We start from the raw sequence: 13,673 nt of genomic DNA on the forward strand, positions 1-13,673 counted from the left end.
CCGGAATCGGGATTCCCAGCGGGACAGATTTCTGATTCAAACTCCATGCTGGAGAACGGGGGCCAGCATGGATGACGCGACCCTATTCGGAAGACCTTCGCGAACGCGCTCTGGCGCGGGCTGACGCCGGCGAGACCGTCCGTTCGATTGCGGAAGCGCTTCAGATCAGTCCTTCCTGTGTGACGAAGTGGAAGAATCTGCGGCGGGAGACCGGAGGCGTTTCGCCCGGCAAGATCGGTGGTCACAAGAAGCCGGTTTTGTCCGGCGCTAATGCCGACTGGCTGCGCAAGCGCATTCGCTCGGGGCCATTCACCTTGCGGAAGCTGACACAGGAGCTGGCGGTGCGCGGGATCAAGACAGACGTCCGGGCGGTGTGGACGTTTGTGCACGCCGAAGGGCTGAGCTTCAAAAAAAACGATGCTGCCAGCCGAACAAGATCGTCCCGACGTCGCCCGTAAACGGACGCGCTGGAAGGCCCATCAGGGCAGGATCGACGCTTCGCGCCTGGTCTTTATCGACGAGACGTGGATCAAGACCAACATGGCACCGTTGCGCGGCTGGGGGCCGAGTGGGCAGCGTCTCCAGGCATCTGGCCCTTCGGACACTGGAAGACCATGACCTTCATCGCGGCATTGCGCCACGATCAGATCTGCGCGCCCTGGGTGATCGATGGCCCGATCAATGGTGAGCTCTTCACCCTCTATGTCGAACAGGTGTTGGCGCCCACTCTGACAAAGGGTGAGGTCGTGATCCTCGATAACCTCGGCAGTCACAAGGGAAAGCAGGCGCGCAACGCCGTCCGCGCCAAGGGAGCCCATCTGCTCTTTCTGCCGCCCTACAGTCCCGACCTCAATCCGATCGAGCAGGTCTTCGCCAAACTCAAACACCTGATCCGAGCCGCAGAGCCACGCGACGTCGAGGCAACCTGGCGAAAGGTCGGCGAACTCCTCGATCTCTTCTCCAACGAGGAGTGCGCCTATTATCTCAAAAATTCAGGATATGTTTCCGTATAAACGCGGCATGCTCTTAATCCTGCAACTCGGCACAAGGGATCAGAGCGCTTGGGTCTCAGACCTGATGATAATGCTGTGGCTGGCCCCACCCTCACCGGGAGGTTATCTGCTCACCAGTGACCGCGTCGAAGCGAGCTTCAGCATGGCGACATCAAATTCATCGCTATGAGGTCTCGCTGACAAGGCGCAAAAATGTCGGGACCGCGGGTCGCGTGGTCACGCGCTGGCTTGGGCGGCAGTTTGCAAAAGCGACGGCTGTAGCTGACTCCAGCGGCCGCGCAACCGCTCCTCAAGGTACAGAACGTTTGCGTGCGAAGACATGCGGCGAAGGTGAAAATCCCTTGTGAACATCCGGTACCGGGACAGTCACAAGAAGGCTGCCCTACGAAGCATCGTCTTCCACGCGGCTTACCGTTGCGAAATAGTTCCGTTCTCGTTCTGTCGCAGGAACGGGGAGATGATCGGACCTTCACTTGGTGTGTTCGCGATCTCTAGCCAGGTACTCGCCACATCGCGGCTTCGTGCAAACCAGACATTGTCGTGCTTTCTGATATAGGCGATGAGTTCACGCAGCAAGCGAATGCGCGACGGACGGCCAGTCAATTGCGGATGCATGATAAGATTAAAGTAGCCGCCCGATAAATAGGCCTCGTCGAACTCCGCCTTCCAAATCGAGAGTACGTGATCATTTGTAGCCAGCGGCCGGTGGAACTTGATGCTCGTCAAAAGATACTGAGCGTCATCCATACTCCAGTGCCACGGCAACTCGAGAACGCCCGGGGTTCCGTCCTCCAAAATGTGGCGGTAGGGTTCGATGTCGTCCAGCATTGTGCTATCGTAGATGAAGCCTCTGTCAACCAGAAGGCGGATTAGATTCGGACTCATTTCTCCTGATGGAGCGCGGTAACCGACGGGAGCGACGCCGATGACGCGCTTGATCGAATGGAGGCCCTTTTCAAGCTCCTCGAGTTCCATCTCCGGATTGTTCGGATCAATTGATTTGTGGTGGTAGCCGTGGTGGCCGATTTCATGATCGGCTTTTGCAATCTTCTCGACAATAGGGGTTCTGTTGTCGACGACCCAACCGGGCACGAAGAAAGTTGCCGGCAACCCTTCGTCGGCGAGGAGCTCGAGGATCTTGGGTACGCCTATCTTGGCGCCGTAGGTACCCTGCGACAACGTGCCGGGACGATCGACATTGGTCGGGTCGCGCCCGAGCCACAAGGTTTCTGCATCAAAATCGAAGGTGAGATTCACGGCGATCTTGGTGCCGTTCGGCCACGGGATGTTTGGCAAGTACTGTCTCCAGATGCGGGCTTCTGATCGTGATCAGGGTAAACCTTTTGGCGCAATTTGCATCGGTAGTGGCCCCGGCCGGACAGCGCAAAGGCTACCGCCTTCAGGCGCGATTTCGAGGCGAATACCGCAACGGACGACTTGGCTAATAACTTTGCATCTCGAGTCCTCAGCGTTCAGTTGTTACTGATCATTGCCTGCGCGACGGATAATGTAGCGCCAACTGCCTGCCTGGGGAATCAGCTGCGCCTTTCGCGCTCCAGTTCGTAGACACGTTATTCGTAATTGACGAAGTCTAACGAAGGGAAGGTACTTTGAAACTATCAAGATTGATAGTTGAGTGTTCTGTCCCGGAACTCATCTTCGCGAGTGGGCTTGCAGCCAGAAAAGCGGCGCGTGCCTACAGTCCGACCAAGCCACAAGAAGTAGTGCAGATAGGGCGTTGATCCAGGAGGAGGGCTCGTCTCACTCCCTGCACCGCGTCGGGCCTTGCGGTTTGACGGAGCGCAGCGAGAGCGACATTGCCCGGCAACATCTCAGACCGACGAAGACCGCAGCCGATACGAAGAGGAGAGCCGGGATCGCGAGCCTGCTCACCATCGCGGTTCCTCTAAAGTCTTTCGAAACCGGGTGAGCGTCTTGCTTTCTCTGCCGATGAGCTTCCCGGTCAGCGCAGGCAAATGTTTGCGCCCGGACGGGGCAGCTCCGCGTGGATCCGCGCGAGCTCCAACACGCGCTCGCGCACATTCCCCTCCACTGGTCCGCGGCGTCCGCTGCCGGCGTTAACATGAACCATCACCTGCTCGCCTGTAGTTGCTGGCTCCTTCTCACCCTCGCGCGTGAGCAGGTGGAACAGATGAAGGCGCCTGTCATCAGCGCCGAGGATTTGCGTGAGAACCTCGACGCGGTCGCCGGCATACAGTTCCCGGAGATGCGATACGTGCGTCTCGACTGTGCGGTAATTGCCGCTGTTTGAACGGTACTTGGCGTCGACGCCGATATAACAGAGCAGGTTGTCGGTGGCGATGCCGAAGAGCTGAGGGTACTCGCTCCCAGTGACGTGATCGTTCCACTCAGACGGAACCTGCCGTGTCGGGATCCGCAGCGGACCGGAGCCGTTGGTGAGCTGGGGAAGGCTGTCGCGAAGTCCTTGCTCCCAGCGCGCGAGCGTCTCACCTGCGCCGTAGCCCTGATCGCGCAACCCCTGCAGCACGGCCACCAGGCAGTCGTCGCGCTTCTGTTCGAGCTCAGGGATGGTTAGCTTCCCGGCCTGTGCCTCTGACTGCTCGGCGAGTTTCTCCAGGAAAGCGTCGGTGAACTCCGGCACCTCGGTCAACTTGGTCCAGGGCAACTTCAGCTCGGGTGCGAATCGCTCCATCGCACGGCGTGCGCTGGTCTCGTCAACGGTGACGCGGTAGCTTTGCACAGGTCCCATCACCGGCCGGCGCAGTCCGAAGGAGTAACGGACCGCGTCATCGATCTCCTGCACGGTGGCGAGATCGTCGTGAACGAGCCACAGCGCCTCGCGGAACACCGCCTCCTGCAGTCGGTTCGCGATGAACCCGTCCACTTCTTTGCGCAAAAGGAGGGGGTACATCCCAACGGCCCGATAGATCTCCGCCGCCCGCGCTAGCGCCTCAGGCGCAGTGTGCTGTCCGGCGCACAGCTCAACCAGCGGCAGCAGGTACACCGGGTTGAACGGGTGCGCGACGAGCATGCGCTCAGGGTTGACCACCTCCGCCTGCAGCAACGACGGCCGAAGCCCCGAGGTCGAGGAGCAAATCAGGGTCTCCGGACCCGCCGCCTTGCTGGCGGCGGCGAGTAACGGCTGCTTGAGTTCCAGACGCTCCGGCACGGATTCCTGCACAAGGTCCACGCCGCGCACCGCGTCCGCGACCGACTTCACCACCGTCAGCGAACCTTCGGCTGGCAGCGGGACCAGGGTAAGCCGCTGATATGCCCGCCGCGCATTGGCTAGTATCCTTTGCACGCGCTCGACCGTTCTAGGCGAATGGCCATACAGCCGCACATCCACTCCGTTGAGCACGAAACGCGCGGCCCATCCACCGCCGATCACCCCGCCGCCTAGCAGTCCGACCGCTCGCGGCTGCCGCTCAGGCAATGTTGAACTCTTAGACATGGATCCCTCAGCGATTGACATCACACACCTTTGACCGTTGTCTTTCGCGCATCCTGCTTTTGCTAGTGGCGCTCGAAGCGAGCATCGCGTCTTTTTCGACGTTCAGCGTATTGCAAAGACGGCAGAACTTGTCCCTCGCTGCGGAATAGTCGTGCAAGGCGAGGTGCTAACTGTCAGTACATCATTGTGCTAACTGTCAGTACATCATTAACAACGATCGAGATACTACCTGCTCTAGTGAGGAACATTGTATTGGCTGTTCGGAGAAGCACTGTTGCGGAAGAATCTGAATTTCTCGAACTCGACGGCGCTGTGTTCCATGCCGGCATCCAGCATACAGTGACTACACCGGGGCTTCTCGCGACCAAGTCGAGAATCTTAGAGTCACCCATTTTCGTGCCGCGGTGCCGCTTGCAGTGAAGTGTCTTATGCGGCGTGTTATCCGCGTCTTGGCGAACGAATTGATGGATGCAGACGCGCCGTAACCCTGAGGTCAGTCTGAGATCAGCTCGATTGGAAGGTAAATAGGCCCTCGGCGCGGTCTTAAGAAATCCACGTTTGAAGATGGATTCTTGAACGGCCTGTCTACAATCACTGACTTGCGTTCGGAGAGGAGAATGGATCTGTGGCAGATTCATGAGGCGCTCGTTATTGTGAGAAATGCGCACGGCGGCCCGGTCGACTTTTCTGTGTGTCGACGCGATTGATTGAGGCAGGCGCAGACGGTGTTGTCGAAGACGTTACTACAATCAGCACCATGGGACGTCCGGCGAAAGCGGTTATGATCGTGGCAGGAGCTTTCTCTACTTCCTCGATCGTAAGCGGCTAGCCCTCCTGCTCATTTGGGGTTGGTGTGGAAAGTGCTCGATAACCGCTACCAATTCGTCGGCTTGTCGGCAAATCATCGGCCGCAAGCTTCTGCCCGTGATCTCCGACCCTTCCGAAAGGATCAACCGACTCTGAAGGTCGATATACGGATCCTTACAAATATCCAGAACAACATTCCTCACTAGAGTAGGTAGTGGTTTGATGCTTGTTAACGAGATACGATCAATCACTTGCCGTGTGTAGGTATAAAGCAGGTCGTCACGATCGGAAGGCGGAGCAATGGCAGCGTCCTTAATCCGTTGCACGTCTCACGGTTCCTTCAAGTGCACCGCGAATGCGTATAAAACGAATGACCACCAAGCTCTCATACACACCGTGTCACTAGACATCGTCCTGCATTCGTGCGGTTCGAGATAGTGAGGAGCTGCGCGTTCCCATTCGAGCGCCGCGCGATGATGCGCGTCTGACTATAGTTGGAATCAAAGTCGCGCGACGAAGACAGAGGTCTAGGAACTCCGCGACGCCGGACCGCTGGCGCTGGTGATCAGCAAGCAGAGCGCGCGCTCTGATAGAAAGGTCGCGTTCCCATGGGCCGATCTAGTTTTTCGCCCTGACCCGCAAGGTTTCCAATGACAACCCCTAAAAAATTGACACAAATCCTGCTGCACGAGCGCGTCGCAAATGCGTTGCATCAGATCGAGATGCTAGAAACCGCATATGAGACGATCACGATCGGACAGCTGGTTGCAAAGCGGGCGAAAACGCACGGCTCAACGATCGCAATTGACGTTTTCGAGCGCGGTCAGCGCGCGAACTACTCCGAGATGGACCGATGGTCCAACAAGTATGCACATGCACTGCTTGCATTCGGCGTACGCAAGGGCGATCGCGTCGGGGTGATGCTGCCAAATCGCATTGAATTTCCGATTCTTTGGTTCGCGATGGCGAAGCTGGGTGCGGTGATAGTCCCAATCAACATGCGTTATACGCCGCGGGAGATCGAATACGTTCTCAGCGATACACAGGCCAAGTTCGCCATCGTCGACGAATCCGCTTGGTCAGTGTTCTCGGCGATGGACCCTTGGCCGGAAGACCTCACCACGCACCGATTAATTCGCGTTGGAGAGGCTTCCGATCGGACAGCCACTCTCCTAGATGAGTTAGTCGGGGGCGTCGACGACTCTTCGATTGAGGAGGATATCCGCCCCGACGATCTGGTGAATATTCAGTATACTTCGGGAACTACGGGATTTCCGAAGGGTTGCATGTTGACGCATGACCACTGGGGCGTGTTCTCGTATCAAGCGACGTGTTGGGAACAGCCATACCAGAGGTACCTATCTGCGCAGCCATTCTTCTATATCGATCCGCCTGGGCATCTTCTGAAATCGTACAGACAAGGCGGCACACTCTATTTGGCTCCGCAACTCAGCTCGACGCGCTTCATCAGTTGGGTCAGGCAGCACCGTATCGAGTGGTGCCAAGTTCCCGAGCTGATAGCGCGGCGGGCCGAGGCGGCAGACGAAGACGGAGCAACATGCCTGAAGCAGACTCTGAATTGGGGCTGGAATCCGGATACCGTACGCCAATTCCGGAAGCGCTTTGGAGTGCGCACCCAGGATGCTTATGGAATGACGGAAATCGGCTTTGGCACGAGAATGACGAACGAGCTCGACGAGCTGGCCTACTCGGGTTCGGTGGGGATTCGCTCACCGTTTCGAGAGCTGCGGCTGGTTAACGAGGATGGCAGCCCTGCGGCGGTCGGCGACGTCGGCGAGCTGTGGGTAAGGGGGCGCGGAATCTTGAAGGGCTATTGGAATAAGCCGGAAGCAAATGCCGCGTTATTTGAGGGCGAATGGTTTAAAACCGGTGATCTGATGCGTCGCGATGAACTCGGCTTCTATTGGCTGGTGGGACGCACGAAAGACATGATCCGCCGTTCAAGCGAGAACATCGCTGCACGGGAGGTGGAGGGCGTCATCCGCGAGATTCCCGAGATTGTGGACGTGGCCGCGGTGCCCGTTCCCGATTTGAAACGCGGCGAGGAAGTCAAGATTTTCGTCGAACTGAGGGAAGGCTACACGCCAGACAATAAGGCCGTGGCGCGCATTCTTGAGCATGCCCGTGCGCATCTGGCCGTGTTCAAGCTGCCGCGATACATTGCCTTTACTCCGGCGCTTCCCAGAGCCACAACCAGCAACAAGGTTCTCAAGCGCGAGCTGATGGCCGTGAGCGATCCGCTTGCAGGCACGTATGACGCCGAGGAGAAGCGCTGGCGCTGAGCCCCGACCAAGATAGTTGGTCCTCCGTGAAGAATGCAGATCCACTTGGAAGATAGACAGAATTTGTCTCGGTAAAGTATTCGATTTTGCAGAAAAGCTGTGTGTTGAACCTGGCTTTCTTGCGTTTTGGGATTTTGCTCTTGAGCGATTCGTGATTCCCTGACGGCGGGTCATCGGCATCGGAGAAGGCGATGAGCAAACCGCGGGACGATCGCCAGAAAGACCTGCTGCTTCCGGCGCTGGATCAAATCATCGATATGGGCCATCCGCTGGTGCGGTTGGCGGCGCTGATCGACTGGAAGTTTTTGGACGAGCGCTTTGGTTCGGTGTGCCAGACAGGGCCGGGGCAGCCGGGCTTGCCGACGCGGCTAGTCGCCGGGCTGTTCATTCTGAAGCACATGCACAACCTGTCGGATGAGGTGCTGTGCGCCCGCTGGATCGAGAATCCCTACTATCAGCACTTCTGTGGCGAATTGAGCTTCTGCCACCGGCTGCCGTTCGATCGCTCATCGCTGACCCGCTGGCGCCAGCGGCTGGGCGAGGAGCAGCTCGTCGCGCTGATCCAGGAAAGCCTGTCGGTGGCGCACAAGACTGGCGCCATCGGCCCTAAGGACCTGGAACGAGTGGTGGTCGATACCACGGTGCAGCCCAAGGCCGTCGCGCATCCGACCGACGCGCGGCTGATGCATCGAGCCATCACCAAGCTTGTCGGGCTCGCCAAGCGAAACCGTGTGCCGCTGCGCCAGAGCTATCTGCGCCTGGCCAAGCGCGCTGCCATCATGGTCGGCCGCTATACCCACGCCCACCAGTTCAAGCGCGCCCGGCGCCAGCTCAAGTTCCTGCGGACACGGCTTGGCCGGATCATCCGCGACATCCGCCGCAAGATTGATGGCTATGCGGTGCCGGAAGCGCGGTTCGGCCCGCTGCTCGGTTTAGCGCAGCAGGTGCGCAGCCAGGATCAGCATCAGCGCGGTCCGAAGGTCTATGCGTTACATGCCCCCGAAGTGGAGTGCATCGGCAAGGGGAAAGCCCGCGCACCTTACGAGTTCGGGTGCAAGGTCAGTATTGCCACCCCCGTGACGTCTCCGAAGGGCGGCCAGTTCGTGCTCCATGCCAAGGCCCTGCATGGCAATCCCTTCGACGGGCACACGCTCGGCCCTGTGATCACCGACATGGAAAAGCTCACCGGCGTGGAGGCTCGCCGCATCCACGTCGACAAAGGGTACCGCGGCCACAACCACCCGCATCGGTTCAGGGTCTGGATCTCGGGCCAGGTCCGCCGCGTCACGGCTGCCATCCGGCGCGAGATGAAGCGTCGTGCGGCTGTCGAGCCTGTCATCGGCCACGTCAAGGCAGAGCACCGCATGGACCGCAACTATCTCAAAGGCCGCGCCGGCGACCGCATCAACACTGTTCTTGCCGCAGCCGGATACAACTTCGGACTGCTGCTGCGATGGCTCGCAGGACTCTTGCGTGCCATCATCCTGGCGCTCGCCCCGGTTCAAAAGATCGCTTGAAACACCACTCAACCGCGTTCTTCACGGGGGACTAGTTGATCTCCCGCAATTTGGCCGCAAACCGACCAGCTGCCGGCGACAGCCGGTTAATTCGCGGGATTACCAGGAAACGATGTCGGAGGGTAGTTTGTACGGTCGGATGGCGGCTGCAAGCGCAGGTCTGCCTGCGAGGGACGGCGCTCCCTGGCGAGCTAGCGGCCAAGCTATTAAGCGCATCGAGGCAACGCATCTTGCCCCTCTCTCTTGGTAGTGTCGCTTCAGCTTCACCGGCTTTATACTGCGCTCTCTGTAGGTGACCAAGGGTTCTGAAAGAAGAGCTTCGAGAATAGTGAGGTGGTAAAGCTAGAGCGACCGTAGGCCCCGGCCGCTGCAGATGGTGCCACGCCGTTGAGTTTTAGGAAGCATCTGATGATGTATAGCACGATTCTTTACGCGGTGGACGATCGTGTCGCGTGGATCACTCTGAATCGGCCGGGCAAAGGGAACGCGCTGTCTCTGAAGCTTTGCGCCGAATTCCGAGAGGCCCTCGCGTCAGCCGAGCGCGATCCGGACGTGCGTGTGGTCGTGGTTAAGGGAGCGGGCGATCGGGCATTTTCTACCGGCTTTGATATGGATGGAGACAAATCGGAGGTCGCTCCGTCGAGTTCGGACGATTGGAGCTTGGATGATTGGAGCCGATATTTCGATCTAGGCGTGAAGTTTATACATTCCGTATTCAACTGCTCCAAGCCAGTTATCGCGATGATCAATGGTTTTTGCCTGGCCGGAGCCTTGGACTTCGCCATTAGTTGTGACATCCGCTACTGTTCTGACGATTCGCGCTTCGGTGCCATCGAGACTCGGATGGGAATCGGCGACACAGAGCTGCCGATGATGTCGCACCTCATCGGTCAGCGTTGTCGCGAACTGGTCTACACAGGGGATATGTTCGATGCCAACGACGCGTACCGGCTGGGGCTCGTAAACCGTGTCTTCCCCAAGGATCGCGTTGAGGAAGAAGTCTCGCGCATCGCGAAGCGTATGTCTCGGGTCGCGCTGCCGGCTCTGGTGTGGACCAAGAAGGCGCTCAACAATACGCTCCTCGCAGCAGGACTTGAGTCTGCTCTGCGATACAGCTGTGCCGCCGACTTGATTATCGGTAAATCGGACTCCGAGTTCAAGCGCTTCCGCGAGATTCAGAATAGTGAGGGTGCGAAGGCAGCATTCAAGTGGCGTGACGCAATTTTCGAACCGTTCGAATCCGAAACATCGGGACTTTCCTCCCGTGTGGCATCAAGGTCCATTAAGACTGAAAGGAGCGCGGGTTAATCGCATTTGAGCGCGAAGATGATGTGCCGGGAGGTCGCGGCCTATCTCACGAAGGTGACTGAGCGGCGAAGACAGTGCGACATTCAACTCAAGTTCGCGTTGAATCGCTTGGCCGCCGCCAAACCTGAACAGGTTGACCAAACTCTCGTTGCAGAGCGCCGGCGGCGATGTGGATGGTGCTTGCGGAAGGCATCTCGAAGCGCAGTTGTGATGCAATGAAACGTGTCACATGCCGGCATACTCTCTAATCAGGCTCATTTTGATTTCCAACTACTGTACTACGGGATCGTGGTTACACCTTCGAAACTGCAGATCGAGCTTCGCTCACAGCAACATCATTGCCAGCGTGACCTTGGGGACGTCAGGTGAGCCTCGGATTCGGAACGTTATGCTAGCCACATTCACTGAAGATCAGAGGCTAGCTGTAAGCTTCGTGTGCGCCAAGGGCATTAAGGCGCCTTCCGCGGTCGGCCGTCGCGGGTCGACATCCGGCGCGTCAAGCCGGCCACCAGAGACCATAAAGCTCCAGTTTGTCATGTCAGTCATGTCCGGCTAAGTACGACAACGTCAGAATCAACGACCCGCAGTATCATTCCAAGAGCAGGCTGATAGCTACGTCCGTTTTCTCTCGTCAGATAGGTCGCGGGGAGATCCTGCGAGTGGCACGCCGATTGCTGGGATGAGGACTACCGCAGCCAAGGCATTGCAGCGGCCCTGCTGCCAGGGCGAGTTGCTGGCACAGTGAGATCTTCAAGCGGATATGCGTGCGCGTGAGGCCGGATTTGATGCCAGAAGCTCAAGCTCTGAATTCCAATGCTTCGAGGCCGAAGGTGATGCTTAAGAGCTCCAACGTCTCGAAGAAACCGCGGGCAGTCGGCCTGCTTGGAGGCGGGATCATTGGCAGCGGATGGGCCGCACGGTTCGTCCTCAACGGAGTGGACGTGCGGCTGTATGGCCGGTCGCCTAGTACGATCGAGCGCGTGCAGAAGGTGCTGGCCGACGCGCGACGGGCATATCGCCAGCTGATGCCGCTACCGCCGGAAGGTTCGCTGACCGTAGTCGAGTCCGTCGCGGACGCGGTGCGCGGCGTAGACCTCGTACAGGAATCCCTGCCGGAACGCCTTGAGCTCAAGCAACAGTTGCTTGCGGTCGCTGGCCGCGCGGCAACGCATGGGACCTTAATCTGTTCCTCGACGTCGGGGCTTCGGCCGTCCTTGCTGCAGGCGAAGATGGACCACCCCGAGTGCTTTCTCGTCGCCCACCCGTTCCAACCTGTGTACCTGCTGCCGCTGATTGAACTGTGCGCGGGAGAGCGTACCGCGTCCAAGGCGCTTGAGCGGGCGGGGGCGATCTACGAGGCGATTGGAATGCATCCGTTGGTAGTACGTAAAGAGGTGGACGGACTTATCGCAAACCGGCTGCAGGATGCCATCTCGCGCGAGGCGCAGTGGCTGATGCATCACGATGTGGCCACGCTGCAGGATGTCGATGATGCGCTCCACTACTCGTGGGCGCTGCGCCATGCGATTATGGGGCCCTACCGTATGGCCAGCGACGGGAAGGGCGTGGGCCTGAGCATCCAGCAATCGGCGTTCAAGTGGCCCTGGTTGAGGTCGACCGACAAGCTTGAAATCAACCGCGTCTTCCGAGACAAGACCGCCGAGCAAGCGGAGGCGCTACTGAGGTCCGCCCCCCTTGACGTTCCTGCGGAACAGAAGCGCGATGACTTGATCGTGGCCCCGCTGCAGGCCTTGGGTTCACAGAGCTACGGCCTAGACGAAACGCAGCTGACTGCCTGTTCCGCGCCGCTGCGGATGCCGACACTGGAGATGCCGTCTCACTGGGCCGACCACAGTGGCCACGTTAAACAGAGCTGCTATCTTCAGCTCATCGGCAAGGCTACCGACAACGTGCTCGACTACATCGGTATCGACGGCGAATACCGTTCAAACAGTGGCAACTATTATACGGCCGAGACGCACCTCACGCATCTGCGGGAACTGTACGCTGGCGACCGCGTCCAGGTGCTCACGCAGGTGCTCGACGCGGACGACAAGCGCCTTCATCTCTATCACGTGATCACGCGCGAGGGTGACGAGAGGCCACCGGCCACGGGCGAGCAGATGCTGATTCACGTGGACCCCACCAGCAGACGCAGCGCACCGGCAAAGGGCCACGTACGCGAGCGCTTGCTGGAGCTGGCGCGGCTACACGCACAGCTGCCCCGTCCGGAGCGCGCCGGCGGAAGCATCGGACTACGTTGAGCCGCAACCTACTTCTGAGACGCCGCTAGAGAGCATGATGTTTTTTTGCCGGAATCGGGATTCCCAGCGGGACAGATTTCTGATTCAAACTCCATGCTGGAGAACGGGGGCCAGCATGGATGACGCGACCCTATTCGGAAGACCTTCGCGAACGCGCTCTGGCGCGGGCTGACGCCGGCGAGACCGTCCGTTCGATTGCGGAAGCGCTTCAGATCAGTCCTTCCTGTGTGACGAAGTGGAAGAATCTGCGGCGGGAGACCGGAGGCGTTTCGCCCGGCAAGATCGGTGGTCACAAGAAGCCGGTTTTGTCCGGCGCTAATGCCGACTGGCTGCGCAAGCGCATTCGCTCGGGGCCATTCACCTTGCGGAAGCTGACACAGGAGCTGGCGGTGCGCGGGATCAAGACAGACGTCCGGGCGGTGTGGACGTTTGTGCACGCCGAAGGGCTGAGCTTCAAAAAAAACGATGCTGCCAGCCGAACAAGATCGTCCCGACGTCGCCCGTAAACGGACGCGCTGGAAGGCCCATCAGGGCAGGATCGACGCTTCGCGCCTGGTCTTTATCGACGAGACGTGGATCAAGACCAACATGGCACCGTTGCGCGGCTGGGGGCCGAGTGGGCAGCGTCTCCAGGCATCTGGCCCTTCGGACACTGGAAGACCATGACCTTCATCGCGGCATTGCGCCACGATCAGATCTGCGCGCCCTGGGTGATCGATGGCCCGATCAATGGTGAGCTCTTCACCCTCTATGTCGAACAGGTGTTGGCGCCCACTCTGACAAAGGGTGAGGTCGTGATCCTCGATAACCTCGGCAGTCACAAGGGAAAGCAGGCGCGCAACGCCGTCCGCGCCAAGGGAGCCCATCTGCTCTTTCTGCCGCCCTACAGTCCCGACCTCAATCCGATCGAGCAGGTCTTCGCCAAACTCAAACACCTGATCCGAGCCGCAGAGCCACGCGACGTCGAGGCAACCTGGCGAAAGGTCGGCGAACTCCTCGATCTCTTCTCCAACGAGGAGTGCGCC

At 59.0% G+C, this 13,673-nt stretch carries 6 protein-coding genes and 2 pseudogenes; 6 read left to right on the forward strand and 2 right to left on the reverse strand.

Annotated elements, in window-relative coordinates; genetic code table 11:
- Positions 1 to 71 precede the first annotated feature (71 nt).
- A pseudogene (locus AYJ54_RS46465) lies at positions 72 to 1,013 on the forward strand (IS630 family transposase).
- A 408-nt stretch (positions 1,014 to 1,421) separates the two neighbouring features.
- On the opposite strand, the gene AYJ54_RS00810 reads toward AYJ54_RS46465, so the two are convergent.
- Both AYJ54_RS00810 and AYJ54_RS00815 read right to left on the reverse strand, forming a co-directional pair.
- Positions 1,422 to 2,309, reverse strand: coding sequence for a polysaccharide deacetylase family protein (locus AYJ54_RS00810; protein WP_063696006.1), 888 nt, complete (start codon positions 2,307 to 2,309; stop codon positions 1,422 to 1,424).
- A 667-nt stretch (positions 2,310 to 2,976) separates the two neighbouring features.
- Positions 2,977 to 4,431 carry a 3-hydroxyacyl-CoA dehydrogenase NAD-binding domain-containing protein gene (locus AYJ54_RS00815; RefSeq protein ID WP_136623342.1) on the reverse strand — a complete coding sequence of 485 codons (1,455 nt, stop codon included), beginning with the start codon at positions 4,429 to 4,431 and terminating at the stop codon, positions 2,977 to 2,979.
- Positions 4,432 to 5,906: 1,475 nt separating this feature from the next.
- Here AYJ54_RS00815 and AYJ54_RS00820 point away from each other — a divergent pair.
- The 5 genes and pseudogenes from AYJ54_RS00820 to AYJ54_RS46470 all read left to right on the forward strand — a co-directional run.
- Complete coding sequence (locus AYJ54_RS00820) at positions 5,907 to 7,559, forward strand: class I adenylate-forming enzyme family protein (RefSeq protein ID WP_063696007.1); 1,653 nt, start codon at positions 5,907 to 5,909, stop codon at positions 7,557 to 7,559.
- A gap of 191 nt (positions 7,560 to 7,750) precedes the next feature.
- Complete coding sequence (locus tag AYJ54_RS00825) at positions 7,751 to 9,076, forward strand: IS5 family transposase (protein ID WP_063696008.1); 1,326 nt, start codon at positions 7,751 to 7,753, stop codon at positions 9,074 to 9,076.
- A 408-nt stretch (positions 9,077 to 9,484) separates the two neighbouring features.
- Entirely contained in the window at positions 9,485 to 10,384 is a 900-nt protein-coding gene (locus tag AYJ54_RS00830; protein WP_063696009.1) for an enoyl-CoA hydratase/isomerase family protein, read from the forward strand.
- A gap of 833 nt (positions 10,385 to 11,217) precedes the next feature.
- Entirely contained in the window at positions 11,218 to 12,648 is a 1,431-nt protein-coding gene (locus AYJ54_RS00835) for a 3-hydroxyacyl-CoA dehydrogenase NAD-binding domain-containing protein (protein ID WP_245328835.1), read from the forward strand.
- A gap of 119 nt (positions 12,649 to 12,767) precedes the next feature.
- Positions 12,768 to 13,673: pseudogene (locus AYJ54_RS46470) on the forward strand (IS630 family transposase); the annotation flags it as partial.

Source organism: Bradyrhizobium centrolobii, assembly GCF_001641635.1.
GTDB lineage: Bacteria > Pseudomonadota > Alphaproteobacteria > Rhizobiales > Xanthobacteraceae > Bradyrhizobium > Bradyrhizobium centrolobii.

Coding starts and splice junctions, on each gene's coding strand:
- AYJ54_RS00820 (WP_063696007.1), top strand. CDS start 5,907: ATGACAACCCCTAAAAAATTGACACAAATCCTGCTGCACGAGCGCGTC.
- AYJ54_RS00825 (WP_063696008.1), top strand. CDS start 7,751: ATGAGCAAACCGCGGGACGATCGCCAGAAAGACCTGCTGCTTCCGGCG.
- AYJ54_RS00830 (WP_063696009.1), top strand. CDS start 9,485: ATGATGTATAGCACGATTCTTTACGCGGTGGACGATCGTGTCGCGTGG.
- AYJ54_RS00835 (WP_245328835.1), top strand. CDS start 11,218: ATGCTTAAGAGCTCCAACGTCTCGAAGAAACCGCGGGCAGTCGGCCTG.